The 25,222-nt window shown below is 45.0% G+C and carries 29 protein-coding genes and 3 pseudogenes; 23 read left to right on the top strand and 9 right to left on the bottom strand.

What is annotated here, in order from left to right:
• Positions 1-11 precede the first annotated feature (11 nt).
• Positions 12-158 carry a 50S ribosomal protein L33 gene (rpmG, locus tag BTW01_RS08210; protein WP_162102814.1) on the top strand — a complete coding sequence of 49 codons (147 nt, stop codon included), beginning with the start codon at positions 12-14 and terminating at the stop codon, positions 156-158.
• Here the strand turns inward: rpmG and BTW01_RS08215 are convergent.
• Together BTW01_RS08215 and namA are read right to left on the bottom strand one after the other, a co-directional pair.
• Positions 151-912, bottom strand: coding sequence for an alpha/beta fold hydrolase (locus tag BTW01_RS08215; protein ID WP_162102512.1), 762 nt, complete (start codon positions 910-912; stop codon positions 151-153). The genes rpmG and BTW01_RS08215 overlap by 8 nt on opposite strands.
• Before the next feature lie 108 nt (positions 913-1,020).
• A complete protein-coding gene (namA, locus tag BTW01_RS08220) occupies positions 1,021-2,037 on the bottom strand; it encodes an NADPH dehydrogenase NamA (protein WP_162102513.1) in 1,017 nt (338 codons plus the stop codon).
• A 173-nt stretch (positions 2,038-2,210) separates the two neighbouring features.
• On the opposite strand from namA, the gene BTW01_RS08225 reads away from it, so the two are divergent.
• The gene (locus BTW01_RS08225; protein ID WP_162102514.1) at positions 2,211-3,842 is read left to right on the top strand and encodes a M20/M25/M40 family metallo-hydrolase; all 1,632 of its coding nucleotides are present in this window, start codon (positions 2,211-2,213) and stop codon (positions 3,840-3,842) included.
• A gap of 38 nt (positions 3,843-3,880) precedes the next feature.
• Here BTW01_RS08225 and proC read toward each other — a convergent pair whose 3' ends face one another.
• Positions 3,881-4,717, bottom strand: coding sequence for a pyrroline-5-carboxylate reductase (proC, locus tag BTW01_RS08230; RefSeq protein ID WP_162102515.1), 837 nt, complete (start codon positions 4,715-4,717; stop codon positions 3,881-3,883).
• A 362-nt stretch (positions 4,718-5,079) separates the two neighbouring features.
• On the opposite strand from proC, the gene BTW01_RS08235 reads away from it, so the two are divergent.
• The 6 genes and pseudogenes from BTW01_RS08235 to BTW01_RS08260 all read left to right on the top strand — a co-directional run bounded on the left by BTW01_RS08235 (position 5,080) and on the right by BTW01_RS08260 (position 9,857).
• A complete protein-coding gene (locus BTW01_RS08235; RefSeq protein WP_162102516.1) occupies positions 5,080-6,039 on the top strand; it encodes an MBL fold metallo-hydrolase in 960 nt (319 codons plus the stop codon).
• A gap of 5 nt (positions 6,040-6,044) precedes the next feature.
• Entirely contained in the window at positions 6,045-6,824 is a 780-nt protein-coding gene (locus tag BTW01_RS08240) for an SDR family oxidoreductase (protein ID WP_162102517.1), read from the top strand.
• A gap of 76 nt (positions 6,825-6,900) precedes the next feature.
• Positions 6,901-8,247: a D-serine ammonia-lyase gene (dsdA, locus tag BTW01_RS08245; RefSeq protein ID WP_162102518.1), complete on the top strand. Its 1,347-nt coding sequence runs from the start codon at positions 6,901-6,903 to the stop codon at positions 8,245-8,247.
• A gap of 71 nt (positions 8,248-8,318) precedes the next feature.
• Positions 8,319-9,278, top strand: coding sequence for a type I pantothenate kinase (coaA, locus tag BTW01_RS08250; RefSeq protein WP_162102519.1), 960 nt, complete (start codon positions 8,319-8,321; stop codon positions 9,276-9,278).
• Between the two features lie 4 nt (positions 9,279-9,282).
• Positions 9,283-9,658 (top strand): annotated as a pseudogene (locus BTW01_RS08255) (VOC family protein).
• Positions 9,642-9,857 (top strand): hypothetical protein, encoded by a 216-nt coding sequence (locus BTW01_RS08260; protein ID WP_162102190.1) that lies wholly within the window; start codon positions 9,642-9,644, stop codon positions 9,855-9,857. Before BTW01_RS08255 ends, BTW01_RS08260 begins: the two are co-directional and overlap by 17 nt.
• Here BTW01_RS08260 and BTW01_RS08265 read toward each other — a convergent pair.
• Positions 9,854-10,063 (bottom strand): annotated as a pseudogene (locus BTW01_RS08265) (MFS transporter); the annotation flags it as partial. The gene BTW01_RS08260 and the pseudogene BTW01_RS08265 sit on opposite strands and share 4 nt — an antisense overlap.
• Before the next feature lie 66 nt (positions 10,064-10,129).
• Entirely contained in the window at positions 10,130-10,336 is a 207-nt protein-coding gene (locus BTW01_RS08270) for a YqzH family protein (RefSeq protein WP_162102520.1), read from the bottom strand.
• A 167-nt stretch (positions 10,337-10,503) separates the two neighbouring features.
• On the opposite strand from BTW01_RS08270, the gene BTW01_RS08275 reads away from it, so the two are divergent.
• The 7 genes from BTW01_RS08275 to BTW01_RS08305 all read left to right on the top strand — a co-directional run bounded on the left by BTW01_RS08275 (position 10,504) and on the right by BTW01_RS08305 (position 14,689).
• Positions 10,504-11,742 (top strand): DNA polymerase IV, encoded by a 1,239-nt coding sequence (locus BTW01_RS08275; protein ID WP_162102521.1) that lies wholly within the window; start codon positions 10,504-10,506, stop codon positions 11,740-11,742.
• Positions 11,739-12,077 (top strand): YolD-like family protein, encoded by a 339-nt coding sequence (locus tag BTW01_RS08280; RefSeq protein WP_162102522.1) that lies wholly within the window; start codon positions 11,739-11,741, stop codon positions 12,075-12,077. Before BTW01_RS08275 ends, BTW01_RS08280 begins: the two co-directional genes overlap by 4 nt.
• Before the next feature lie 190 nt (positions 12,078-12,267).
• The gene (locus BTW01_RS08285) at positions 12,268-12,738 is read left to right on the top strand and encodes a GNAT family N-acetyltransferase (protein WP_162102523.1); all 471 of its coding nucleotides are present in this window, start codon (positions 12,268-12,270) and stop codon (positions 12,736-12,738) included.
• Positions 12,739-12,750: 12 nt separating this feature from the next.
• Positions 12,751-13,092: an antibiotic biosynthesis monooxygenase family protein gene (locus BTW01_RS08290; RefSeq protein ID WP_162102524.1), complete on the top strand. Its 342-nt coding sequence runs from the start codon at positions 12,751-12,753 to the stop codon at positions 13,090-13,092.
• Positions 13,085-14,116, top strand: a complete 1,032-nt coding sequence (locus BTW01_RS08295) for a bifunctional GNAT family N-acetyltransferase/GrpB family protein (RefSeq protein ID WP_162102525.1) — start codon at positions 13,085-13,087, stop codon at positions 14,114-14,116. Before BTW01_RS08290 ends, BTW01_RS08295 begins: the two co-directional genes overlap by 8 nt.
• Positions 14,113-14,436 (top strand): iron-sulfur cluster biosynthesis family protein, encoded by a 324-nt coding sequence (locus tag BTW01_RS08300; RefSeq protein ID WP_162102526.1) that lies wholly within the window; start codon positions 14,113-14,115, stop codon positions 14,434-14,436. The genes BTW01_RS08295 and BTW01_RS08300 overlap by 4 nt, the downstream gene beginning before the upstream one ends.
• 13 nt (positions 14,437-14,449) lie before the next feature.
• A complete protein-coding gene (locus BTW01_RS08305; RefSeq protein ID WP_162102527.1) occupies positions 14,450-14,689 on the top strand; it encodes a YqkC family protein in 240 nt (79 codons plus the stop codon).
• A 38-nt stretch (positions 14,690-14,727) separates the two neighbouring features.
• Here BTW01_RS08305 and BTW01_RS08310 read toward each other — a convergent pair whose 3' ends face one another.
• Positions 14,728-15,645 (bottom strand): alpha/beta hydrolase, encoded by a 918-nt coding sequence (locus tag BTW01_RS08310; RefSeq protein ID WP_162102528.1) that lies wholly within the window; start codon positions 15,643-15,645, stop codon positions 14,728-14,730.
• A gap of 162 nt (positions 15,646-15,807) precedes the next feature.
• Here BTW01_RS08310 and BTW01_RS08315 point away from each other — a divergent pair, with 162 nt between their 5' ends.
• Entirely contained in the window at positions 15,808-16,032 is a 225-nt protein-coding gene (locus tag BTW01_RS08315; protein WP_162102529.1) for a YqkE family protein, read from the top strand.
• 31 nt (positions 16,033-16,063) lie between these two features.
• Here the strand turns inward: BTW01_RS08315 and BTW01_RS08320 are convergent, their stop codons facing one another.
• Both BTW01_RS08320 and mciZ read right to left on the bottom strand, forming a co-directional pair.
• A complete protein-coding gene (locus BTW01_RS08320) occupies positions 16,064-16,984 on the bottom strand; it encodes an aldo/keto reductase (protein ID WP_162102530.1) in 921 nt (306 codons plus the stop codon).
• Positions 16,985-17,046: 62 nt separating this feature from the next.
• Positions 17,047-17,169, bottom strand: a complete 123-nt coding sequence (gene mciZ / locus BTW01_RS08325) for a Z-ring formation inhibitor MciZ (RefSeq protein ID WP_162102531.1) — start codon at positions 17,167-17,169, stop codon at positions 17,047-17,049.
• 72 nt (positions 17,170-17,241) lie between these two features.
• On the opposite strand from mciZ, the gene nudF reads away from it, so the two are divergent.
• Together nudF and BTW01_RS08335 are read left to right on the top strand one after the other, a co-directional pair.
• Complete coding sequence (gene nudF / locus BTW01_RS08330) at positions 17,242-17,799, top strand: ADP-ribose pyrophosphatase (protein ID WP_162102532.1); 558 nt, start codon at positions 17,242-17,244, stop codon at positions 17,797-17,799.
• Complete coding sequence (locus BTW01_RS08335; protein WP_162102533.1) at positions 17,796-18,959, top strand: TIGR00375 family protein; 1,164 nt, start codon at positions 17,796-17,798, stop codon at positions 18,957-18,959. The genes nudF and BTW01_RS08335 overlap by 4 nt, the downstream gene beginning before the upstream one ends.
• A 6-nt stretch (positions 18,960-18,965) precedes the next feature.
• On the opposite strand, the gene ansR is transcribed toward BTW01_RS08335, so the two are convergent.
• On the bottom strand, positions 18,966-19,316 hold the full coding sequence (gene ansR, locus BTW01_RS08340; RefSeq protein ID WP_162102534.1) for an HTH-type transcriptional regulator AnsR: 351 nt from the start codon (positions 19,314-19,316) through the stop codon (positions 18,966-18,968).
• Between the two features lie 181 nt (positions 19,317-19,497).
• Between ansR and ansA the strand changes: the two genes are divergently transcribed.
• The 5 genes and pseudogenes from ansA (at position 19,498) to BTW01_RS08365 (ending at position 25,165) form a co-directional block, all read left to right on the top strand.
• Entirely contained in the window at positions 19,498-20,487 is a 990-nt protein-coding gene (gene ansA / locus BTW01_RS08345) for an asparaginase (RefSeq protein ID WP_162102535.1), read from the top strand.
• 47 nt (positions 20,488-20,534) lie between these two features.
• Entirely contained in the window at positions 20,535-21,962 is a 1,428-nt protein-coding gene (gene aspA, locus BTW01_RS08350; RefSeq protein WP_162102536.1) for an aspartate ammonia-lyase, read from the top strand.
• 144 nt (positions 21,963-22,106) lie between these two features.
• Positions 22,107-23,513 (top strand): malate-H+/Na+-lactate antiporter MleN, encoded by a 1,407-nt coding sequence (gene mleN, locus BTW01_RS08355; RefSeq protein ID WP_162102537.1) that lies wholly within the window; start codon positions 22,107-22,109, stop codon positions 23,511-23,513.
• A gap of 17 nt (positions 23,514-23,530) precedes the next feature.
• Positions 23,531-24,850 (top strand): NAD-dependent malic enzyme, encoded by a 1,320-nt coding sequence (locus BTW01_RS08360; RefSeq protein WP_162102538.1) that lies wholly within the window; start codon positions 23,531-23,533, stop codon positions 24,848-24,850.
• 98 nt (positions 24,851-24,948) lie between these two features.
• Positions 24,949-25,165: pseudogene (locus BTW01_RS08365) on the top strand (hypothetical protein).
• Positions 25,166-25,222: the final 57 nt, after the last annotated feature.

The following is a 25,222-nucleotide window of genomic DNA, read 5'->3' on the forward strand; positions in this document are numbered from 1 at the left end:
TTACGTTAGCCATTGAAACAGGAGATCGAAATGACATCACAACAAAAAACAAACGCACGAATCCAGACCGTTTAGAGCTGAAAAAATATTCACATCGAAACAAAATAATAGAAAAGAAGACCGGAGCATTACATATCCGGTCTTCTTTTTTTAATTGACTGCCTGATAAAGCGGAGCGGCCTGCTGGCACGCTGCGCACCATACATCATAAATAGCCAAATGAACGATGTGGGGTTCATCATGATGGATGTTGTGCGAGCTGTTTTTAGCTTGAATCCAGCCGCTTTGGTTAGATAGAGACAATATGCTGCTGTGCAGGTGCTGCCACTCCTGTTCGGCAGCGAATTTCTGGGTTCGTTCACCTGATGACAGCACAAGCAGAGGCATGTTTCCTAAATGGACTTGCCGCTGTTTGAGCTCCTGCAGACTTTTTGAATACTCCGCATGTGTGCCCTCAAGCATCATCTTTCTCTTATATGATTTGTGCATTTCTTCAGGTATAAAGGTGAAGCCTGCACAATCTCCTAAAGCAGGATCAAGAAGGACCATGCCGATAATATCACACCTGTTTTTGCAGGCCCATAGACCGGTAATGACAGCTCCGTATGAGTGTGAAACAGCCAAATAAGGTGGTTTTACATCTGCTGCCTTCAGCAAACTCTCCAATTCTTTCACCTGTTGTTCAGCTGTTCGTTTTGCGCTGCTTTGTCCGCTTTTTCCTATTCCCGCCCGATCATATGTGAAAATGCCAAATTCATCATCAATGTCCGCCATTAATGGTTTCCACGTTTCAGAAGAAGTACCGTAGCCGGCCTCAAAGACAATCGTTACACCGCCTGATCCTCTCCGGTGTTGTGTATGAAATGCACATCCGTCAATCGTATATGTCTTTTCCATCCAAGCTGTGTTCATTGGAGTCATCTCCTCTAATTGGTTCTACTAGGGAGACGGAGAACGTTAGCTGATCGTTTCTCTAAAAATAAAAAAGAGATATCCGGTTGAGGATATCTCTTTTGGACTTTACCAGCCTCTTTCGTATTGAACAGGGGCCGGAATCTCTGTATTGAGCTGTTTGGCAGCAGTTCTTGCAAAGAATGGATCCCGTAAAAGCTCTCTGCCGATAAAGATGAGATCGGCACGTTCGTTTTGCAGAATTTCTTCAGCCATTGATCCATTTGTAATCATGCCGACAGCACCAGTTGCCATGCCAGCCTGTTCACGGATTTTCTCAGCGAAGCTGACCTGATAGCCAGGGAATACGTTAATGTCTGCATGAACAAGGGCGCCTGTGCTGCAGTCGATTACATCAACACCTTGCTCCTTCATCCATTTTGCAAAACCGATGTGATCGGCGATGTCTAAGCCTTTGTCTGTATAGTCAGTAGCAGATACACGGACAAATAATGGTCCATCCCATACTTGTTTGACTTCATCGATGACCTCTCTTAAGAAACGATAGCGGTTTTCTGGTGAGCCGCCGTATTCATCTGTGCGGTGATTGGAAAGCGGAGATAAAAATTCGTGAATTAAGTATCCGTGTGCCGCATGAATTTCAATCACGTCAAAGCCGGCTTCTTTAGCGCGCACAGCCGCTTGTTTGAACTCTTGAATCGTTTCTTTTATTTTTTCTGCCGACATTTCTACAGGTGTTGCTGATTGTTCGTCAAACGCAATCGCCGATGGAGCGAAAATATCTCCTTCAAGCTCTGCTTTACGTCCGGCATGTGCAAGCTGGATACCGATTTTTGAACCTTGTTCTTTGACCTGCTCAGTCAGTTTGGAAAAGCCTTCAATATGCTCGTCACTCCAAATTCCTAAGTCTTGGTCTGTGATTCGGCCTTGAGGGTTAACCGCTGATGCCTCCACAATAATGAGCCCAACCTGGCCGATTGCACGTGATATGTAATGTGCCATGTGGAACGGTGTCAATTTTCCGTCCTTTTCATGAGAAGAATACATGCACATTGGCGACATAACAATGCGGTTTTTTAACGTCATATCTTTGATTGTAATGGGTGTAAATAATTTTCTAGCCATTTCTTTCGCCTCCCGTAAGGTTTTTAGGAATTGATTATATCAACTCATTTCTTTCCCGTCATATAAACTGCTCAAAAGATCCGATTTTGTTAAACATATCTGTATAATAGACAGGGAATTATTTTATTTTCCAGGCTGGAAGCGTTTTTATACATAGGAGGGGGCGGAAATCGATGAATTGGCAGACGAAAGATGAATTGCTGACCCTTTTAACTTCTCTTGTGCAATACGAAAGCATCACCGGTTCAAAGGGCGAGGCAGCACTTGCGGAATATCTTTATTTTATTTTGAAGGATAAGCCTTATTTTCAAAAACATTCTGATGATGTCACACTTCATCCGATGAACGATGGGAGATCCTTTCTTACAGCTTTGGTCAAAAAGAAGAATGTCAAGAAGACAGTGCTTCTGCTGAGCCATTTTGATGTCGTAGACATTGAAGATTACGGAGAATTTAAACATATGGCTTGTAAACCTGCTGAGCTTTTACGCTCTTTTCTAAAGAAAAAAGAGCTGCTTCCGGAACAGGTGAAAAGAGACGCTGAAAGCGGAGACTGGCTGTTTGGAAGAGGCACGATGGATATGAAAGCGGGGCTTGCTGTTCAGCTGTCGATGCTGGAACGGGCGATGAACAGGCAATTTGAGGGCAACGTGCTGTTAATCACGGTTCCTGATGAAGAGGTAAACTCAAGAGGTATGATTGAAGCGGTTCCTGTACTGAAGGCAATGGAGAAAACGCATGATATCACATTAACTGCTTGTTTGAATGCTGAACCGATGTTTGAAAAGTTTCCCGGCGACCAGCAGCAATATGTTTATACAGGGAGTATTGGCAAGGTGCTTGCGGGATTTTTCTGCAAGGGGATTGAGACTCATGTCGGAGAGCCATTTTCCGGCATAAACGCAAATTTAATGGTATCTGAGCTGAACCGTTTGCTCGAACTGAATGCGGATTTTTGCGAAAAGGTTGATGGCGAAGTCACTCCGCCGCCGGTAAACCTCATGCAAAAGGACTTGAAAGAAGCGTATTCAGTTCAGACACCGCATACAGCTGTCACGTTATTTAATGTGCTGTCAATGAAACGCTCAGCCAGTGAGCTGCATCAGATGCTACTTAAAACTGCAGAACAGGCGGCGGAGGAAATCATCGCGAATATTCGGAAGAAAACACAGGCTTTTCAGCAATTTGAGTCGTTTCAGCCGATGGAGCGGGCTGTCACTGTTTTGCCATTTGATGAGCTGGTCGCACGTGCGAAAAAGTGTGCTGAGGTTTCGGAAATAGAGCGGGCTATAAATTATGCCTTTGCCAACAGAGGAGATCTTGGAGACAGGGATTTTTCGACCAAAATGGTATCCGAGCTTGCCTCGCTTTGTAAGGAGGATGCGCCGCTCATTGTTCTTTTTTACAGCCCGCCGTTTTATCCGGCGGTTTCTTCAAAGGACGATCAATTGATCAGGAATACAGCTGATCAGCTTATACGTTATACCTTTGACAGATATGGCATAGTGTTACGGGAGGTTCAGTATTTCCCGGGACTTTCAGACTTAAGCTATCTGCAGCTGGAGAAGCAGGAGGTTGACGCGTACACAAGCAATATGCCGCTCTTTAATCGAGGATATTCACTGCCAAGCGGTAAAGACCAGGCTTTAGATGTCCCGGTGTTCAACGTTGGTCCGGCTGGAAAGGACCCGCACAAATGGACGGAAAGACTGTATATGCCTTATTCCTTTGAAGTGCTTCCGGACTTGCTTTCGTTCACCATCTCCTCCTTATTCAAACAAGGACAGCTGGTGCAGGAAAAATAAAAGAGAGAAGACTCGGCGGCTTCTCTCTTTTATTATATCTATGAATGCTTCCCTAAGGCAGCACCGGCAAACTGTTCTTTGATTTCAGCACTGCGTTTAGCGGTTTCCTCAATACAGTGAAGAATCGCTTCTTCAAATCGGGCGTCCTGTAAAGCGCGAAGACCTGCCTCTGTTGTGCCTCCCGGGCTCGTGATTTCCTTCCGCAGCTGTTCAGGCTGTTTGCCGCTGTGAAGAAGCATATCTGTTGCTCCGGCCATTGTCTGCAAAATGAGTGCTTTTGCTGTTTCCTTGTCCAATCCTACTTTTTGTGCCGCTTTTTCCATCGCCTCGATATACCGGTATACGTAGGCTGGACCGCTGCCGGCGATCGCCGTGACAGCGTCAAGATGGCGTTCCTCAACCAGTGTGGCATCACCGACTGTTTCTAATAGCGTTTTTGCGGCAGCCATATCGTCCTCGCTTGCTTCAGCGCTTACGGAAAAACCGGTTGCTGATTTTCCGATCGCTGCTGATGTATTAGGCATGACACGAATGACTGCGAGCTTTCTGGCAAAATAGTGCTGAATGGTGTCGATAGTAAGGCCTGCAAGCACTGAAATGACAAGCTGGTCTTTGATATACGGGCGCAGACTGCTGATGCTTTCCGCCGCGTCTTTCGGTTTAAAGGCGAGAAAAATGATATTGGTGTGAGCGAAAAACTCATTTTTATCTCTGCATGGACGCACACCGTACGTTTCTTTTAGTTCAATCAGCCGCTCGTCATTTGAGCGGTTTGTGATATAGATATATTCTGGTTTTGTGATGCCGCTATGCAAAATACCTTTAATCAGTGCTTCTGCCATAGAACCAGCGCCGACAAATCCTATCTTTTTCATTCATATCCTCCTTTTATCAGAACGACAAAAAACCTTTTCATCACATAAAGGACGAAAAGGTTCGCGGTACCACCCTCTGGGCACAGATTGTGCCCAGCTCACATCCCGTAACGCGGGAAACGTTTAGGTTTTCCTAATACCTTTCAGCCTGGGGGATCGCTCTTTTTGGCCATCGCCTTGTATATTATTCCTCGTCATAGCGTTCCAATGGTTCTCGTTTTATTTTGTTGTTCATTATGCTATGGCGGACAAGCTAATGTCAATCACTTTTTCAAAAAGGTCATTCTCATTCAGCAAATAATGACACAAGACCGAGAAAAAGCTAAAATAGGGACTAATGAATGAAGACAAGGAGAGAAAGGATGACAACTCTAGACATCATTCCAATTCGCGTTCCGACACCGTTTGCTGTAGGCGACGTTATCGTTTACCTCGTAAAAGGTGATGCGCTGACACTTATCGATGCCGGGCCAAATACAAAAAAGGCTGGCAGAGCCCTTGAGGAGCAGCTTGCCGCTATCCATGTGAAAATGTCAGATATTGAGCAGGTTGTACTGACTCACCATCATGCTGATCACGCCGGCTTGCTTGATATCTTTTCTGATGAAATCGAAGTGATTGGGCACCCGTTCAACGAACCTTATATTAGCCGAGATCAAGTTTTTATGGATTGGCAAAAACGTTTTTTTCAAAAGCTGCTGCCTGAATTAGGCGTTCCTTTTGATACAGAAAAGGCAGAAAAGCTGATTCGGTCAGCGTACGCCTTTTCCTGTACAAGATCCTTGACGAAAACAGTCAGAGAAGGGATGAGCATTGATGGACTGGAAGGCTGGTCTGTTTTGGAGATGCCTGGACATGCTGAGTCGCATATCGTCTTATTCCATGAAAAAAGCGGGAGAATGCTTGGCGGCGATCTTCTGCTGACCAACAGCTCGTCTAATCCGATTCTGGAAGCCCCGAAAGCAGGAGTCATAAGGTCAACGCCTTTAATTAATTATCAGCAGTCTTTGCGGAGGCTGTCTGAGCTTAATCCAACGATCGTGTTTCCGGGTCATGGTGACATGATTACCAGCGTACAGGCATTGATTGAGAAGCGCTTTGACAAGCGGAGGAACAGAACGGAGGAAGTGCGGCGTATGCTGGCTGAAAAGCCGATGACCGCTTTTCAGGTCTGTCAGCAGCTTTTTCCTGCTGTGTATGAAAGGGAATTATTTTTGACGATGTCAGAAACGGTTGGGCATCTTGATGTGCTGGCGGCTGAAGAATCCATCACGCCATATTGGGAAGGAAATACATCATATTTTAGAACAATGAAGAGGTGAAATGGGTGAAGGATTTAGCAGGAAAACGGATTTGGATAACAGGCGCCTCAGGGGGGCTCGGTGAAAGAATCGCATACTTATGCGCAGCTGAAGGAGCCCACGTCCTGCTGTCGGCAAGACGTGAGGACCGCTTGATAGAAATCAAAAGGAAAATAACCGGGGAATGGAGCGGACAGTGTGAGATTTTCCCTCTGGATGTCGGCCGCCTGGAGGATATCGCCCGGGTCCGCGATCAGATCGGCTTGGTGGATGTACTGATTAACAATGCGGGCTTCGGTATCTTTGAAACGGTTTTAGACTCGACATTGGAAGACATGAAAGCGATGTTTGATGTAAATGTCTTCGGCCTGATCGCCTGTACAAAAGCGGTGCTCCCGCAAATGCTTGAGCAAAAAAAGGGCCATATCATCAATATCGCCTCTCAAGCGGGGAAAATCGCAACACCGAAATCAAGTCTTTATTCTGCGACAAAACATGCTGTGCTAGGCTACTCAAACGCTTTGCGGATGGAGCTGTCGGGAACCGGCATTTATGTGACAACTGTCAATCCGGGACCGATTCAGACAGACTTTTTTTCCATTGCTGATAAAGGCGGGGACTATGTCAAAAATGTCGGGCGCTGGATGCTCGATCCTGATGATGTGGCAGCTCACATTACAGCTGCTATTTTCACGAACAAACGGGAGATCAATCTTCCGCGTTTCATGAACGCCGGCACTAAGCTGTATCAGTTGTTTCCAGCTCTCGTTGAAAAGGTAGCAGGGCGCGTGCTCATGAAAAAATAAAGAGGGAACTGTCGAAATGGCTTTTGTTGGTATGTTCATGAGGCGGTTTTTATTAGTGAAAGGGAGAGATCGTTGAATGTCAATTCATTCAGAAGTTCTTCACGTTCTGCTCAAAGATCCGTTTATTCAGAAATTGATTGATACAAAGCCTGTATTATGGGCAAATTCGGGCAAGAAAGAGGAGCTGTTATTCCATGCAGATGAGTGGGAAAGCGAGATAACGGAGGCTGAAAAAAGGCTAAGCCGATTCGCTCCTTACATTGCCGAAGTGTTTCCTGAGACGAAAGATGCCAACGGTATGATCGAGTCTCCGCTTTTTGAAATAGAGCATATGAAGAAAAAGCTGGAAGAGGCATACGAGCTGTCTTTTCCCGGAAGGTGGCTTTTAAAGTGCGACCATGAGCTGCCGATTTCAGGATCGATTAAAGCGCGGGGCGGAATTTATGAAGTATTAAAGCATGCTGAAATGCTGGCGCTTCAGGCAGGAATGCTTCATGAAACTGATGATTACCGAATCTTACAGGAAGAGCGGTTTGCCGTGTTTTTTTCCCGTTACTCGCTTGCTGTCGGTTCGACAGGAAATCTCGGATTAAGCATTGGCATCATCGGTGCCGCACTCGGATTTCGCGTGACAGTGCATATGTCCGCGGATGCTAAGCAGTGGAAAAAGGATATGCTTCGCCAAAAGGGTGTTACTGTCATGGAGTATGAATCAGATTACAGTGAAGCGGTGAAAGAAGGGAGACAGCAGGCGGAGCAAGATCCGTTCTGTTATTTCATTGATGATGAACATTCCCGCCAGCTGTTTTTAGGATATGCGGTGGCAGCCAGACGATTAAAAACACAGCTCGACTGTATGAATATACGACCGAGCCGTGAGACGCCGCTGTTTGTGTACCTGCCATGCGGTGTCGGCGGGGGGCCGGGTGGTGTGGCGTTTGGGCTGAAGCTTTTATATGGCGACCATGTTCATGTGTTTTTTGCAGAGCCGACTCATTCACCGTGTATGCTGTTAGGGCTTTATTCCGGCCTCCATGAGAAGATTTCTGTCCAGGATATCGGCTTAGATAATCGGACAGCTGCTGACGGACTGGCTGTAGGGAGGCCGTCGGGATTTGTCGGTCAGCTCATTGAACCGCTGCTGAGCGGCTGTTATACGGTAGAGGATGATACGCTTTACACGTTGCTGCATATGCTGGCTGTAACTGAAAATCAATACTTAGAGCCTTCTGCTCTTGCCGGCATGTTCGGTCCAGTTCAGCTTTTTTCGACAGAAGAAGGCAGACGCTATTGCCAGAAATATGAGATGGAGCACGCGGTACATGTTGTCTGGGGAACGGGAGGAAGTATGGTTCCGCAAGAAGAAATGGCTGCGTTTAACCAGATCGGTGCAGGTTTACTAAAAAATGAAATAAAAAAATAAGCAGACAGTGAAAGGGTTTTCCGTTACAATCTTTGTAAGGGTTTTAACCTACAGAGAGCTAGGTGTCAACAGTGAAAAATAAAGAGCTTAATTTACATACATTATATACACAGCACAATCGTGAGTCTTGGTCTGGTTTTGGCGGACATTTGTCGATTGCTGTCTCTGAAGAGGAAGCAAAAGCTGTGGAAGGGCTGAATGATTACCTTTCTGTCGAAGAAGTGGAAACGATCTATATCCCGCTTGTTCGCCTGCTTCATTTGCATGTGAAGTCTGCTGCTGAGCGCAATAAGCATGTTAATGGTTTTTTGAAGCACCCTCATTCCGCCAAAATTCCATTTATAATTGGCATCGCCGGCAGTGTGGCAGTCGGAAAAAGCACAACAGCGCGGATTTTACAGAAGCTGCTTTCGCGGTTGCCGGACCGGCCTAAAGTGAGCCTTATCACCACAGATGGTTTTCTATTTTCTACAGCCGAGCTGAAAAAGAAAAATTTGCTGTCACGAAAAGGGTTTCCTGAAAGCTATGACGTAAAGGCGCTTCTCGAATTTTTGAACGACTTAAAATCAGGAAAAGACAGCGTAAAGGCCCCGGTGTATTCCCATCTTACCTATGACCGCGAGGAAGGCATGTTTGAGGTTGTAGAACAGGCCGATATTGTGATTATTGAAGGCATTAATGTTCTTCAGTCGCCAACCTTGGAAGATGACCGGGAAAACCCGCGTATTTTTGTTTCCGATTTCTTTGATTTTTCGATTTATGTGGACGCGGAGGAAAGCCGGATTTTCACTTGGTATTTAGAGCGTTTTCGTCTGCTTCGGGAAACAGCTTTCCAAAATCCCGATTCTTATTTTCATAAATTTAAAGACTTGTCTGATCAGGAGGCTGACGAGATGGCAGCTTCGATTTGGGAGACGGTCAATCGTCCGAATTTGTATGAAAATATCCTGCCGACTAAATTCAGATCGGACCTCATTTTGCGCAAGGGAGACGGGCATAAGGTTGAACAAGTGCTGGTAAGGCGGGTGTAATGTCATGCATCATATTGAACTGTATGTCTCTGATTTGGAAGTGTCTATGCGGTTTTGGGGATGGTTTTTAAAAGATTGGCTATAAAGAGTATAAAAATAGGATTTCGGAATTAGCTGGGAAAAATCTCGTTTTTACCTTGTGATTGTGCAGGCGCAAAGAGCGATTTCTAGAGCCGAAATGCCCCAGATGCCGTGTCGGGCCGAATCATCACGCTGAATCCAAGCTTCAAGTTGACCTGATGATGGAAAAATTAACCTCAAAAGGCTATCGTGTGTTGTACTAAGACAGGTATCCTTTTGCCGGAGGGGACGGGCGTTACGCAGTATATTGTGAGGATCCGGACCAGATAAAGGTAGAGCTCGTTGTCCCAAACGATTAATCATAATCTTCGGATCGGCTGTCTCTATGCGGGTCAGCTACGCTTTTCGAATCTCCGCGTACTTGAAACTTGTCACAGCTGCAAAGATGACAGCGGCGAATACGATAAATACGAAAAGCTGAAACATTACACCGCCTATATTTATGGTCATCATCTCATTGTTGCGGGAGAGATTGGTTCTCTCCCGTTTTTTGTTTAAAGCGGCTTTTCCAGCGCGGACCGGTGTTTTGTCATTTCTCCTTTCATCTGCCGATAGGCGAACGCTAAAAATGGCAGGCCGAGCAGGGTGATTCCGCTTAGAACAGATCGGCCGGCCAGCGCCAAATCGATCTGCAAATCCATCATAGAGGATAAAAGCACTTCGTCGATTGTAAATGTAACTATAATCATTACAAGTGAGGAAACCCTCATGATAGCGGGAAATGGACAGCTTATCCTGTTGTGAGGAGGATTGTGCGGTGCAGCCTGCGTTTAAGAGAACAGCCCTTGGTTTGTGACATAGTCATAAATGATATCCTCTATATGCGCATGCAGATCCTCATCGGGTTCTTCATTCCGTCTCTCTTCTAAGGCTGATTTCAAGCTTTGTTTTTCATACGGGCTTAACGGATCTATGGCAACATTTCTGCCGTATTGACGAAGTGCCTGCCCCATCATTTTTTCGACGAATTTCTCCATTATGACGCTCCTATCTTTATGTTTCGCTTTTAGTCTACTAAATGTTTTTCTTCTCTCACACCCCTGGCTCATATTTTCTCTCAGACAAGAATCATTTACCAGTATAAATCGAACATACTTTCGCATATAATGAAATCACGAACATAAGTTCCTTGTCAGAGGTGTGTATGATGAAAGAAAAAGTGATTTTTCTCGTTGACATGCAATCGTTTTATGCATCTGTAGAGAAAGCGGAAAATCCACATTTGAAAAATAGGCCCGTCATTGTGTCAGGTGATCCTGAAAAAAGAGGCGGAGTCGTATTGGCTGCCTGCCCGCTGGCGAAACAAAAGGGTGTGGCGAATGCTTCCCGGCTGTGGGAGGCGCAGGAAAAGTGCCCTGAAGCTGTTGTGCTTCGGCCCCGTATGCAGCGGTATATTGATGTATCACTGCAAATTACGGCTATTTTAGAGGAATATACAGAGCTTGTAGAGCCGTATTCCATTGATGAACAGTTCATGGACATTACAGGCAGTCAAAAGCTGTTTGGGACGCCGGAAGAGATCGCAAACAGCATTCAGGGCAGAATTATGCGGGAGATCGGCATTTATGCGCGGGTCGGAATCGGTCCTAATAAAGCGCTGGCCAAAATTGCGTGTGACAACTTTGCCAAAAAGAATAAGAGTGGCATTTTTACCTTATCGAAAGAAAATATGAAAACTGACATGTGGCCGCTTCCGGTGGGCAGCATGTTTGGCGTCGGGAGCCGCATGAAGCATCATTTAACCCGAATGGGCATCAGCACGATCGGCGGGCTTGCGGCTTTTCCGCTCAATCTTTTAAAAAAGAAATGGGGCATTAACGGCCACGTGCTGTGGATGACGGCGAACGGGATCGACAATTCCCCTGTATCAACTTCATCTCTGGACGGGCAAAAGGCGATAGGCCACGGAATGACTCTCCCGAGAGACTACGAACAATTTGACAAAGAAATCAAGGTCGTGCTGTTGGAGTTGAGTGAAGAGGTGTGCAGGAGAAGTCGAAACGCCGGTGTCATGGGACAGACGGTGTCCGTGAGCTGCCGGGGTGCTGACTTTAATTGGCCAACAGGCTTTAACCGGCAAGTGAAGCTGGCGGAACCGACAAATTCCACCCAGGATGTATATGAGGCTGTATGCGGACTGTTTCTTAGATTTTGGGACGGGAAGCCTGTCCGCCGTCTCGGGGTCAATCTGTCACAGCTTTCATCTGATGACATATGGCAGCTCAATTTATTTCAGGATTATGCCAAAAAAATGAGCCTTGGCTATGTGGTGGACGGCATTAAAAACCGATTCGGCGACACAGCTATCATCAGAGCGGCGTCACTGACAGCGGCAGGCCAGGCATTTGAACGTGCGGCTAAAATAGGAGGGCACTATAAATGAACGACCATTTAAAGAGAGGCAATCTATTGTGGGAAGGAAGCAGAATGTTTCTGCCGGAACATAGACAAAGCCTGCTTGAGAGAAAGCGCCATAAACAGAAGCTGCAAAAGCCGATTCTCGATCCTGATAAGCTGGAGGAAATGAATCAAACGCTTTGCGCCGCGATGGAGTTTGCTCAGAATATCACTGTCAGCTGCTTTCAAGATGGTGAAATTGTCCGATGTACGGGGAAAATCTGCCGGTATGAAGAGTTTGAAAAAACAGTATGGATAAAAGGAGACGAGGACCAGCTTTATAAACTGGAACTTGAGCAAGTGTTTGATATTGTGCTGTAAAGTCTCTTCCCCTGTATTGGGGAAGAGAAATATGTGTAGAAATATAAACATTGTTCCCCCTTGGAAGTCTGCAAACGTATGATAGAGGAAAGAAGGCATTTACAATTCCAGTCAGGCAAAATATAATTTTTATATTGTGAGAGAAAAGAGCTGACATTCGTTTTGCCAGACGGAGGGAGATCAAATCGTAATGGATATTCGAACAATCACGTCTTCAGATTATGAAATGGTAACGTCTGTATTGAATGAATGGTGGGGCAGCAGGCAGATGAAAGAAAAATTGCCGAGACTATTTTTTGAGCATTTTCAGGACACAAGCTTTATTACATCTGAACATAACAGTATGACCGGATTTTTAATCGGATTTCAATCGCAATCAGACCCTGAAACGGCATACATTCATTTTTCCGGTGTGCACCCTGATTTCAGAAAAATGCAAATTGGAAAACAATTATATGATGTATTCATTGAAACCGTAAAACAAAGGGGCTGCACCCGAGTCAAATGCGTCACTTCACCGGTGAATAAAGTATCAATCGCATACCACACAAAATTGGGCTTTAATATTGAAAAGGGCACCAAAACGGTAAACGGCATCTCCGTGTTCGCAAACTATGACGGCCCGGGCCAAGACAGAGTGCTGTTTGTCAAAAACATATGAGGGGGAAATAAGATGGACTTTTTATCAAAAACACCTGAGCCTCCTTACTATGCGGTTATTTTTTCTTCTATTAAAAGTGAACATGACACAGGGTATGGAGAAACAGCAAAACGTATGGTATCGCTTGCGGCGGATCAGCCGGGATTTTTAGGCGTCGAAAGTGTTCGTGCGGCGGATGGAAGGAGCATAACGGTTTCCTATTGGGACAGTATGGACGCAATTAACAACTGGAAGCATCACACTGAACATCAAGCGGCAAAAGAAAAAGGAAAAAGCGTTTGGTACAAGTCGTATGCAGTCCGCATCGCAAAAGTCGGAAGACAGCGGCTGTTTCAGGAGAACACGAATGATTGAATTTCTCCAGCATAAGGAAGACACTGTAGCGCGTGAGATTATAGCCGTACAGATCCCCGCCTACATAAAGGAAACAGAGATTATCGGTTTTGACGGCATTCCCGCTTTACAAGAGAAGGTGAAGGATATTCAAGCATCTCATGAACGGTTTGCGGGATACCGGAAAAATGGCAAGCTGATTGGTGTCATTTCATATGAGAAAAACATGCATCATCTCACCATTTGCAGGCTTGTTGTGCACCCTGACGGTTTTAGAAAAGGAATTGGACGAGCACTTCTGCAATTTGTCATTGATCAGAACGAAGACGCTGAGAAAATCGAAGTCGTCACAGCCGAGAAAAATATCCCGGCCGTGTCACTCTACACACAGGCCGGATTTCAAAAAGCAGAAACCGTCAAAGCAGCGCAGGGTCTATTGCTGTCGGTCTTTCGTTTGTATCCGAAAAGAAAAGTTGAGGTCGTTCCCTACAACAAAAAATGGACGGAAGGTTTCGATGAAGAAAAAGAATGGTTGAAGCGGGTGTTCGGGCCGGAGATGATCGCCATTCATCATATCGGAAGCACATCGATACCGAACATGGCAGCGAAGCCGATCATTGATATGCTAATTGAAGTCAGAAGCATTGAGGCCGTGAGCCAATTTGATGAACAAATGAAGGCTATCGGCTATATATCAAAAGGTGAGAACGGCATAGCGGGCAGGCGCTATTTTCAAAAGGGCGGAAATAAACGAACCCATCACGTCCATCTGTACGAACAGGAAAACCCTGCTATTGAAAGGCATCTGTTATTCAGAGATTATCTCAGAGCTCATCCGAACATAGCGAAAGAATACGCCGTTCTCAAAAAATGGCTGGCGGCCCAGCATCCCGACAGCATCAAACAGTACATGCAAGGGAAAGATGAATGGATCAAGACTGCAGAAAAAAATGCGAAACGGTGGAAAAAAGGCAGAAACAATGCGAATGGAAGCGTTGTATGCTACAATAGCGAAAATGATGAAAACGGGGGTCTCACCTTATGAACATACATGTGACAGATGCAGCAAAACAGGCATTTGAGCAGGCGTTCGACGCCAACCCGGGGAAAAAAGCCCAGCTTCGTTACGATGCAGAAGGGTGCGGCTGCGCGGTAAGCGGTGTTCCGACAATCTGGCTGGCAGAAGAATTAACGGGACAGTGTGAGCAGCTTGAAACGAATGGCATTCCGCTTTATATCCAATCGTCGCAAAAAGTGTTTTTTGACGATCAAATGACAATCGATTACAATGAGAAAGCCAAAACGCTGGCGCTGAAAAGCCCAGCTGAAATGCTCAGCCCCAGAATGAGCATACTAGTAAAGTAGGGAGACACGAAACGTGGAACAAAAGCTGAAGTCGATGAAGAACACAGCACAGAATAAAACGTGGGTATCCTTCCTGAATCAAAACCATCCCTATACCTTACTCCACTGGTCAATTGGAGGAGCAGAATCTGTCAAGAAAGATGTTTGGCTATTGCAGGATGAAATGACATTCGAAACGCAGGAGTTTACAACGATAGAGCTTGCGATTGAATGGATCAGAGAAAATATGGATGGCATTACCGACGTTTTGTGAAATGCAGAAGCGAAAGAGCCGAAGGGCCTTTCGCTTTTTTATTCTGTTGGATCCTTTATTTTATCTAAAAACTCTTTCACCGTTTTTCGGTATGTGTCCCGGTTTTTCGTATACGACATGGCATGTTCTCCATTTTCAGCAATGTACAGCGCCTTCGGCTCAGGTTTCTTTTCATAAAGCCGCTCGGTTGAAGAAACGGGTATATAATCATCATCCTTACTGTGAATAAAGAGAATCGGTTTTTCAATTTTATCAATGACAGCAAGCGGAGATACCTCGCGTGCCCGATAGCCGCCCCTCAGCTTCAAAAAGAAGTCGGCGATGGGGAGCAGCGGCCAAGACGGAAGCTTGTATTCCACCTTCAGCCGGTAGGCAAGCTGTTCATCAAAACGTGCAAAGGGACAATCGGCAATATAAAAATCAGCGCCATCCTCACAGTGTTCACCAGCGTAAAGCAGGGCCGTGGCAGCTCCCATTGATTCGCCGTGAATTCCGATCAATCCGCGCTGGCCTGTTTTATCTTTGGCCCAGCTGACAACCTCGCTGAGATCATCCTTTTCATAAAACCCATAGCTAGTCGTCTTTCCGCCGCTTTGTCCGTGCCGGCGATGGTCATAAACAATGACATTCCAGCCGAGATCAAGAAATAAATGCATATACTTAAGAGAATTCAGCGTATTCATTGTTACCCCGTGGCAAATAATGATGGTGTTTGGTGTATCATATGGTGCGACATGCCAGCCTTTTATATCGTACCCGTAAGCAGATGGTATGACAAAAGCGGTTTTCTCCATAAGCTCAAAGGAGTCAAACACATCATGTCCATCGTCTGTCTCTCTTTTGATAATATCTTCGTCTGCCTTTTTCCTGATAAACAGAATGATATTCGAAAATACCATTCCGATTGCGATAACAGCGGTTAAGAGAGCGCCAACGGCCAAAAAGATTTTCTTCAATAGCTACATCACCTTTCAACAAATATAGGAAATTCATACAGAAATCATTATATCAAATCGTGCTGTGCTGGCCGAAAAAGTGTTTAGAAGAGAGTCTGCTTGTTCAGTCTGCTTACTCCATGATAAACTGGCTTCAAAACAAATTTACAGGGAGAGCGTAATATGCAAAAACAAAAAAACGCTGACAAACACCAGTTAAAAGATGACCTTCAATCAGATATGAAAGCGAAGCTTATGGAGATGAAGAACCAGTTGAAGGAAGATGATAAAAAGAGACAGGAAAGAGAGAAAGCAGAACAGATCAGAAAGAAAAAAGAGATCGAAAAAAACAAAAGTTTTGAAGAACTCTTTAATGAAAGTCAAATGGATTGGCAGAAATATAAATAAACCAGCACCCGTACAGGGGCTGGTTTTTCTATTATGAGCGGTGAGCCTCGTAAATGTCTTGTTTCGTATGAGATTGGAGCGCTTTGACTTCCTCAGTGCTTAAACGCCGGGCGTTTGCAGCGTGAACGTTTTCCCGTAGCTGCTCAACCTTACTGGCGCCTGTAATCACCGAGGCAACAGCCGGCTGTGCTAACAGATACTGCAGAGACTTTTCTGTCATAGAAAGATCAGGTGCGACGTTCTCTATAGCCTTGCGGGCATTTGCCAAGTCATCGAATGAATAGGACAAGTACCCGTTTTGTTTGAGACTGTCTGCCGCTTGATCAAGCGATTTTTCAGTTAAGAGCCCTTTAGCAACAGGGCCTCTGGCGACAACGCTGATATGGTGTTCCTCTAAAAGCGGAAGCCATTCCTCAGGGCGTCTGTCAAACAGGCTGAATTGCATCATAATACTGACGATGTTTGATTTTTTTACATATTCTTTTATCACATTCGGGCGGATGGAGGAAATGCCGTAGTAACGAATGACGCCTTCTTGTTTTAATTCCTCAAACGCTTCAATCGTTTCATCAATATTGTCCTCAATCGTGCCGCCGTGAAGCTGATAAAGGTCGATGTAATCTGTTTTCAGCCGTGCCAAGCTCTTTTTTACGGCTTCTTTTATGTAAGCTTTTGAAGGATCCCAATACCAGCTGTCACTGCCGTCATCCCAACGGTTTCCCGCTTTCGTTGCCAAAATAATATCCTGGCGTCTGTTTTGAATCGCATCACCGACAATTTCTTCGTTATAACCGCGGTCATACAAATCCGCTGTGTCCAAATAGTTGATGCCAAGATCGATCGCTTCATCCAGAATGGACATTGCTTTATTTTTTTCAGTTCCCAGAGACATGCAGCCAAGTCCGACTTCGCTTATCTCTAGATCAGATGTACCCAGTTTGCGCTTTCTCATGTGCACACTCCTTTTTTACGCTTTATATTGACCGTAATATAAAGGAGATAAAGTTTCAACTTTTACGGCTTGGAAACCCAATCTTTCACGTATTGGAATATGCGCCCGTACTCTTTCAGCTTCGCGCGAACCTCCCGTGCTTTTCCGACTAGGACAATACCTTTTGGCACACGTCGGACTTTCATAAGAAGCCTCCTTTTTTCTAGTATGATAAAATGTATGGGGCATCATATAGAGACAGAACGGGAGATGAAGAAGTGAAATCATTAGAAGAAAAAACAATTGCCAAAGAACAGATCTTTTCGGGTAAAGTAATTGATCTTTATGTAGAAGATGTTGAACTGCCGAACGGCAAAGAGAGTAAACGTGAAATTGTGAAACACCCTGGAGCTGTAGCTATATTAGCTGTCACAGAGGAGGGGAAAATGATCCTTGTCAAACAATTTCGTAAACCGCTTGAGCGTACGATTGTTGAAATTCCGGCTGGAAAGCTTGAAAAAGGGGAGGAGCCAGAGTATACGGCACTTCGGGAGCTTGAAGAGGAAACGGGGTATACTGCGAAAAAACTGACAAAAATCACTGCGTTTTATACATCACCCGGCTTTGCGGATGAAATTGTTCACGTGTTTCTTGCTGAAGAGCTTTCTGTACTTGCAGAAAAACGGGAGCTTGATGAGGACGAGTTTGTTGAAGTGATGGAGGTGACGCTTGAAGATGCGCTGAAGCTGGTTGAATCGCGTGAAGTTTATGATGCTAAAACAGCCTATGCGATTCAGTATCTTCAGCTGAAAGAAGCGCTCCAAGCAAAAAAATGAAAAAGATTTACGCGGATTTGCACATTCATATCGGCCGCACCTTTAAGGGAAGAGCTGTTAAAATAACAGGCGCCAAAACGCTGACGCTTGACCGAATTTTAGTTGAAGCCAGTGAACATAAAGGAATTGAGCTTCTTGGCATTATCGACTGTCATTCTCCGGAAGTCATCCTAGAGCTTGAGGAAGGCATATCATCCGGGAAATATCGCGAGCTTGATGGCGGTGGAATTCGTTACCGCAACACCACTCTTTTATTAGGAAGCGAGCTGGAGATTTATGATGAAGCCTGCAACGGGCCGATCCATGTGCTCGCTTTTATGCCGACACTTGCTGATATGAAAAACTTTTCAAACTGGCTGTCAGCGCGGCTGAAAAATATTCATTTAAGCTCACAGCGGATTTATGAAACAGGCATGAATCTGCAAAAAAAAGTGAAGGAAATGGGCGGCCTATTTATTCCCGCCCACATCTTTACACCGCATAAAAGCTTATATGGAAAAGGGGTTGCATCAAGCTTAACCGAGGTTTTTGATCCTTCTATGATAGATGCAGTGGAGCTTGGATTAAGCTGTGATACAGACATGGCTTCACACGTATCTGAATTGAATCAGTACTCTTTTTTAACAAATTCTGACGCGCATTCGTTAGGCAAAATTGGCAGAGAATATAATGAACTATATGTACAGTCAGCTGATTTTACTGAGTTTGCTTTTGCATTAAGAGGTCAGGATGAAAGGGTCATTACAGCAAATTACGGCTTGGACCCGCTATTGGGGAAATATTATCAGACGACTTGTGAAGCGTGCGGAGAATCTGCTGTAAGCCGAGAAGCGACGTGCGCGAATTGCGGAAAACGCAGATTGACCAAAGGAGTCAGCGAAAGATTGCTTGAACTGAGTGATCAGACTGAAGTTCGCGTCTCGCGTCCGCGGTATGTTCATCAGATCCCGTTGCAATTTGTTCCGGGTGTCGGTCCAAAAACTCTGGACAAACTAAAAAAAGCCTTTGGAACAGAAATGGCTGTGCTTCATGAGGCTTCGGAAGAAGATTTGGCTCGCGTGGTCCCGGCGAAAACCGCGGCACGCATTGTAAAAGCGAGATCCGGACAGCTGGAAGTGAAAGCCGGAGGAGGAGGAACCTATGGGAAAATTAAGCGGTGAGTTAGATTAACTCAGCTCCTCCTGTACTTTCCTTTTTGTTCGGATAAAGGTAATCAGCTGGATGATTTCATCTTCACTCAGCGGCTTGCCATCAACAGAAATGTGAAAATCAAGGCTGTTCCACGTGGCTAATTCAATGGTCTGGGGAGCAGTCTGCTTTTGTTTCTCACGGCCCAAAAGTTCATCACAGGTTGTGTCGAAGAGATCAGCCAGCATGGCAAGTGCTTCAAGCGAAGGACGGCGGTAGCCTGACTCGTAGCCGGCATAAGTGCTTTTGGCGATACCCAGAAGGTCGGCTGTATATTGAAGCGACCAATTTTTCTTTTTTCTCAATTCAGTTAAACGATCCAGATTCATGAACTTCCGCTCCTTTTTTACCTTGAGCTGATTATATCATATAGGCATTAGGAAGTGTACGCGAATTGAATAATAATCTCTTGCGTATTTTATTTTCCGTGTCTATAATTGCATTAAAAGTATGCGAAAAGCGAATGCCTTCTCGCAACCCATCTTTAGATACAGTGAAGAGGTGCATGGTATGAAAAAATTATTGATGTTGACAACTGGGGGAACGATTGCTTCAGTTGAAGGGGAACATGGTCTGGCCCCAGGAGTCAAGGCTGATGAATTATTAAGTTACGTATCAAAACTTGATAACGATTACACGATGGAGACTCAGTCGCTTATGAATATAGACAGCACCAATATGCAGCCTGAATACTGGGTGGAAATAGCTGAAGCCGTTAAAGAAAATTATGATGCCTATGACGGTTTTGTTATTACACATGGTACAGATACAATGGCCTATACATCTGCAGCGCTGTCATATATGCTCCAGGAAGCCGCAAAGCCGATCGTCATCACCGGCTCGCAAATCCCGATCACATTCCAAAAAACCGATGCTAAAAAAAACATTACAGATGCGATTCGCTTTGCCTGTGAAGGTGTGGGCGGCGTTTATGTTGTGTTTGACGGCAGAGTCATTCAAGGAACGCGTGCGATCAAATTAAGAACGAAAAGCTATGACGCATTTGAAAGCATCAATTATCCATATATCGCTTTTATCAATGAAGACGGGATCGAATACAACAAACAAGTAACGGAACATGGGAACGGCGCTTTCAAAGTTGATACGTCACTATGTACGGATGTATGTCTGCTGAAGCTGCATCCAGGCTTAAAGCCTGATATGTTAGATGCTTTGAAAAGCATGTACAAAGGGATTGTCATTGAGAGTTATGGCAGCGGGGGCGTGCCATTTGAAGGCAGAGATATTTTGTCAAAAGTCAATGAACTGATCGAAAGCGGCATTGTCGTCGTGATCACAACTCAATGTCTGGAAGAAGGCGAAGACATGAGCATTTACGAGGTTGGCCGCAGAGTCAACCAAGACTTAATTATCCGATCCAGAAATATGAACACAGAAGCGATCATGCCAAAATTGATGTGGGCACTCGGACAGTCTTCGGATCTTCCCGTCGTAAAGAGAATTATGGAAACGCCGATTGCTGATGACGTTGTTTTGTAAAATGTCAGAAACTATGACCAACAAAGAGAGAAAGTAGGGTAAAGATGATGTTAAACGGCCAAAAAGAATACCGCGTAGAAAAAGACTTCCTTGGAGAAAAACAAATTGAAGCGGATGTTTATTACGGAATACAGACACTTCGAGCTTCTGAAAACTTCCCGATTACGGGGTACAAGATCCATGAAGAAATGATTAATGCGCTGGCGATTGTTAAAAAAGCTGCGGCTCTTGCCAACATGGACGTGAAACGGCTGTATGAAGGAATTGGCCAAGCTATCGTACAAGCCGCTGATGAGGTTTTGGAAGGCAAATGGCATGACCAGTTTATCGTTGATCCGATTCAAGGCGGTGCCGGAACTTCTATGAATATGAATGCGAATGAGGTTATCGGAAACCGGGCGCTTGAAATCATGGGACATAAAAAGGGCGACTATATCCATTTAAGCCCAAACACACATGTGAATATGTCACAGTCGACAAACGATGTGTTCCCGACTGCGATTCATATTTCCACATTGAAGCTGTTAGAAAAACTGCTGAAAACAATGGAGGACATGCACAGTGTGTTCAAACAAAAAGCACAGGAATTTGATTCTGTGATTAAAATGGGACGGACACATCTGCAAGATGCTGTGCCGATTCGGCTTGGCCAGGAATTTGAAGCGTACAGCCGTGTTCTGGAGCGTGATATGAAACGAATCAAGCAATCCCGCCAGCATCTTTATGAAGTCAACATGGGTGCAACTGCTGTGGGTACAGGCTTGAATGCCGATCCTGAATATATCAAACAGGTTGTAAAGCACCTTGCTGGTATCAGCGGACTTCCTCTTGTCGGTGCAGACCATCTTGTTGATGCAACACAAAATACAGATGCCTATACAGAGGTGTCAGCGGCATTAAAGGTCTGCATGATGAACATGTCTAAGATTGCAAATGACCTTCGTTTGATGGCGTCAGGCCCGCGCGCAGGACTTGCGGAAATTTCATTGCCGGCACGTCAGCCGGGTTCATCCATTATGCCGGGGAAAGTCAATCCGGTTATGGCCGAGCTCATCAACCAAATCGCATTCCAGGTCATCGGAAACGACAATACGATCTGTCTGGCTTCAGAAGCCGGCCAGCTTGAATTGAATGTCATGGAGCCTGTACTTGTTTTCAATTTGCTTCAATCAATCAGCATCATGAACAATGGCTTCCGTTCGTTCACTGATTATTGCTTAAAAGGCATCGAAGCAAACGAAAAACGCTTGAAACAATACGTGGAAAAAAGTGCGGGAGTGATCACTGCGGTCAACCCGCACCTTGGGTATGAAGCGGCGGCCCGAATTGCCCGGGAAGCGATTATGACAGGCCAATCAGTCCGCGATCTATGCCTGCAACATGATGTGCTGACAGAAGAAGAATTGGATACAATTTTAAATCCATATGAGATGACAAAACCAGGTATTGCAGGAAAAGAACTATTAGAAAAATAAAATTTAAACAAAATACAGCTTATTCATCTCCATATAGCCGGATGAATAAGCTGTTTACAACATAGGGATGAGGAAGGTATAGTATACATATTGCACTTTTTATTGAAAGCGTTTTAGCTTTTTTTACATGAAGGGGGACTTCTTTTGAAGGATGTAAGACTGCCAACATTATTCGAAATTATTATTGTACTAGGATCTTTTTTAGCACTTGTCATGTCGTTTACTGTCTTTTTAGACCTGCCGATACAGCTCGCGCTTTTCATTTCCTGGTTTATTGCAATGATTCTCGGAATCAGGCTCGGTTATTCTTACAAAGATATGCAAAATGCGATTCTGCATGGCATATCAAACGGGCTTGAAGCCGTTCTGATTCTCGTTTCAGTCGGAGCGCTCATTGGAACCTGGATCGCCGGCGGCGTTGTGCCGACACTGATTTATTACGGTTTAGAATTTATTCACCCTAGTATCTTTTTACTTGCAACGTTAATCATTTGTTCAATTATGTCAGTAGCAACTGGAACGTCATGGGGAACAGTTGGGACTGCGGGCATCGCCATGATCGCAATTGGAGAAGGATTAGGGATTCCGCTTCCACTTGTAGCCGGGGCTATTCTTTCAGGCGCTTACTTCGGGGACAAGCTGTCTCCTCTGTCTGACAGTACCGTTCTTGCTTCTTCACTGTCTAAAGTAGATGTCTTAGACCACGTGAGAGCAATGCTCTTTTTATCTGTGCCAGCCTATGTGATTACAGCCATTTTATTTACTATTACCGGCTTTATGTACGGCGGAAAAAATATTGATCTGGATAAAGTTGAATTCTTGAAATCATCTTTGCAAAATACGTTTGATATTCATATTTGGATGCTTATTCCGGCTGTTGTCGTGATTGTCTTATTAATGATGAAAAAGCCGTCTATGCCGGTTATCGTGATCGGTGCTTTGCTTGGTGCAATCTGGGCTGCTGTTTTCCAAGGCATGAACATTGCGGATGCGATTGCTACAGCGTACAACGGATTTTCTATTCACACAGACGTTGAATTTTTGAACGGGCTTTTAAATCGCGGTGGAATTGTCGGAATGCTCAGTTCTCTTGTCGTGATTATTTTTGGCCTTGGTTTTGGCGGACTGCTTGAGAAACTTGGCGTGCTGAAAGTTATTGTCTCTATGTTTGAAAAGAAATTAACATCATCAGGAAATGTCACTTTATCTACGCTGATTGTTGCGTTTTTAGCGAATATCTTTGGCTGTGCGATGTATGTTTCCCTTATTTTGACGCCGAAAATCATGGAAAACAGCTATGATAAATTGAATCTCGACAGAAGGGTATTATCCCGTAACGCAGAGGTCGGGGGGACATTAACGTCAGGTATGGTCCCTTGGTCTGATAACGGTATTTACATGGCTGGTATTTTAGGTGTTTCTACCTTTGCCTATCTGCCGTTTATGTGGCTCAGCTTTGTCGCAATAGGTCTTGCTATTATCTATGGTTATACAGGGAAGTTTATCTGGTATACCAAAAACAATACAGATAAAGCCGAAAAACTAGGCTAACAGGGAGGATCCGCTGCATGATCGCGAAACACATGATTCGGACAATGATGATTGAAACGCCTTCAGTTCCCGGAAATCTTGGAAGGGTTGCTACGGCAATCGGCCTTCTGGGCGGGGATATTGGTGAAGTGGAGACAGTAAAAGTTGGACCCAATTACACCATGCGGAATATTACCGTTCAAGTGGAGAATGAAGAACAGCTCCAGGAAGTGATCGAGGCTGTCCAGGCCTTGGGAGAAGGAATCAGACTTCACACTGTATCTGATGAAGTCCTGTCCGCACATGAATGCGGAAAAATTCAAATGAAAAGCAAAATGCCGATTCGCTCACTGGCAGAGCTCGGACGTGTTTATACACCTGGTGTCGCAGAGGTGTGCAGGCTGATTGAAAAAGAGCCGGAAAAAGCGTCTATTTATACAACGATCAGCAATTCTGTCGCGATTGTAACAGATGGAACGGCAATTCTCGGTCTCGGCAATATCGGCTCCGTGGCAGGCATGCCTGTCATGGAAGGAAAGGCGGCCCTGTTTGATCAGCTGGCAGGTATTAGTGGCATTCCGATATTGCTTGATACGAGTGATTCTGAAGAAATCATTAAAACGGTAAAACATATTTCTCCGGGTTTTAGCGGCATCCTGCTTGAAGATATCGGCTCACCGCATTGCTTCGAAATCGAGGACCGACTAAAAGAGGAGCTGAATATCCCTGTTATGCACGATGATCAGCATGGTACAGCTGTTGTGACGCTGGCAGCTGCCATCTCGGCATGCAGGAGTGCAGGTGTTAATCTGAAAGAAGCAAAAGTGGGGCAAATCGGCCTGGGTGCAGCAGGCGTTGCCATCTGCCGGATGTTTATGGCCTATGGCGTGAAAGCAGTATGCGGAACGGACAAGTCAGAGACAGCCATGAACCGTCTTGAACAATACGGGGGCCAAGCGGTCGCAAGCATTGAGGAACTTATGGAAACATGTGATATTGTCATTGCGACAACGGGCGTTCCGGGATTAATTAAACCAGCATTTGTACGTACTGGCCAGGTCATTTTGGCTCTCTCAAATCCGAAGCCCGAAATTGAGCCGGATGCCGCGCTGCAGGCTGGTGCGGCTTATGCAGCGGACGGACGTTCTGTTAATAATGTACTCGGTTTTCCGGGTATTTTCAGAGGAGCGCTCAACGCAAAAAGCAAGGACATTAATCATGAGATGCTTGTCGCAGCAGCAGAAGCTATCGCAGCCTGCACAAAACAAGGCGATGTGGTCCCGCAGCCGCTAGACCCAAACGTCCATCAGGAGGTAGCAGCTGCGGTAGAACACGCAGCTCTTGCAGCAATGGAATAACTGAGGGAAAGCAGCATCTGGCATAAACAGATGCTGTTTTTTCATTGATAATGATCTCTGCTATAATGGCCGTGAAAATAAATAAAGGAGTGATCAAAATGGCGAAAAGCCGAGCGAAAAAGAAACGAGCGCATCTGCTTAGAAATGGCGGACGTGACGTCTTATTATCAAGAAACAGCAGGCCATCGTTCAGCACACATGAAAGAATGACAAAGAGCAAAAAATCGATATTGAATAAAAGGAAGCAAAAAAAACCCTTATGATCAGACCACAATTGATGATAAGGATTTTTTTATGCCCCGAAAAGCCGCCTAGCAATTCTTCTCTATTGTTTCTTTTTGAAAAAGAGCATGTTTTTCCGTTTCTTTCATA

Source organism: Bacillus sp. SKDU12 (assembly GCF_010093085.1).
Taxonomy (GTDB): domain Bacteria; phylum Bacillota; class Bacilli; order Bacillales; family Bacillaceae; genus Bacillus; species Bacillus mexicanus.

What these genes read in the sequence shown, in the direction of transcription:
- BTW01_RS08335 (WP_162102533.1), top strand. Translation starts at nt 17,796, where the DNA reads ATGAAAAAGATTTACGCGGATTTGCACATTCATATCGGCCGCACCTTT.
- dsdA (WP_162102518.1), top strand. Translation starts at nt 6,901, where the DNA reads ATGTCAATTCATTCAGAAGTTCTTCACGTTCTGCTCAAAGATCCGTTT.
- BTW01_RS08270 (WP_162102520.1), bottom strand. Translation starts at nt 10,336, where the DNA reads ATGGAGAAATTCGTCGAAAAAATGATGGGGCAGGCACTTCGTCAATAC.
- BTW01_RS08295 (WP_162102525.1), top strand. Translation starts at nt 13,085, where the DNA reads ATGATTGAATTTCTCCAGCATAAGGAAGACACTGTAGCGCGTGAGATT.
- ansR (WP_162102534.1), bottom strand. Translation starts at nt 19,316, where the DNA reads ATGAATCTGGATCGTTTAACTGAATTGAGAAAAAAGAAAAATTGGTCG.
- BTW01_RS08215 (WP_162102512.1), bottom strand. Translation starts at nt 912, where the DNA reads ATGAACACAGCTTGGATGGAAAAGACATATACGATTGACGGATGTGCA.
- namA (WP_162102513.1), bottom strand. Translation starts at nt 2,037, where the DNA reads ATGGCTAGAAAATTATTTACACCCATTACAATCAAAGATATGACGTTA.
- mciZ (WP_162102531.1), bottom strand. Translation starts at nt 17,169, where the DNA reads ATGAAAGTCCGACGTGTGCCAAAAGGTATTGTCCTAGTCGGAAAAGCA.
- BTW01_RS08320 (WP_162102530.1), bottom strand. Translation starts at nt 16,984, where the DNA reads ATGAGAAAGCGCAAACTGGGTACATCTGATCTAGAGATAAGCGAAGTC.
- BTW01_RS08235 (WP_162102516.1), top strand. Translation starts at nt 5,080, where the DNA reads ATGACAACTCTAGACATCATTCCAATTCGCGTTCCGACACCGTTTGCT.
- BTW01_RS08360 (WP_162102538.1), top strand. Translation starts at nt 23,531, where the DNA reads ATGATCGCGAAACACATGATTCGGACAATGATGATTGAAACGCCTTCA.
- proC (WP_162102515.1), bottom strand. Translation starts at nt 4,717, where the DNA reads ATGAAAAAGATAGGATTTGTCGGCGCTGGTTCTATGGCAGAAGCACTG.
- aspA (WP_162102536.1), top strand. Translation starts at nt 20,535, where the DNA reads ATGTTAAACGGCCAAAAAGAATACCGCGTAGAAAAAGACTTCCTTGGA.
- BTW01_RS08290 (WP_162102524.1), top strand. Translation starts at nt 12,751, where the DNA reads ATGGACTTTTTATCAAAAACACCTGAGCCTCCTTACTATGCGGTTATT.
- BTW01_RS08225 (WP_162102514.1), top strand. Translation starts at nt 2,211, where the DNA reads ATGAATTGGCAGACGAAAGATGAATTGCTGACCCTTTTAACTTCTCTT.
- BTW01_RS08300 (WP_162102526.1), top strand. Translation starts at nt 14,113, where the DNA reads ATGAACATACATGTGACAGATGCAGCAAAACAGGCATTTGAGCAGGCG.
- BTW01_RS08285 (WP_162102523.1), top strand. Translation starts at nt 12,268, where the DNA reads ATGGATATTCGAACAATCACGTCTTCAGATTATGAAATGGTAACGTCT.
- BTW01_RS08315 (WP_162102529.1), top strand. Translation starts at nt 15,808, where the DNA reads ATGCAAAAACAAAAAAACGCTGACAAACACCAGTTAAAAGATGACCTT.
- BTW01_RS08275 (WP_162102521.1), top strand. Translation starts at nt 10,504, where the DNA reads ATGATGAAAGAAAAAGTGATTTTTCTCGTTGACATGCAATCGTTTTAT.
- BTW01_RS08280 (WP_162102522.1), top strand. Translation starts at nt 11,739, where the DNA reads ATGAACGACCATTTAAAGAGAGGCAATCTATTGTGGGAAGGAAGCAGA.
- ansA (WP_162102535.1), top strand. Translation starts at nt 19,498, where the DNA reads ATGAAAAAATTATTGATGTTGACAACTGGGGGAACGATTGCTTCAGTT.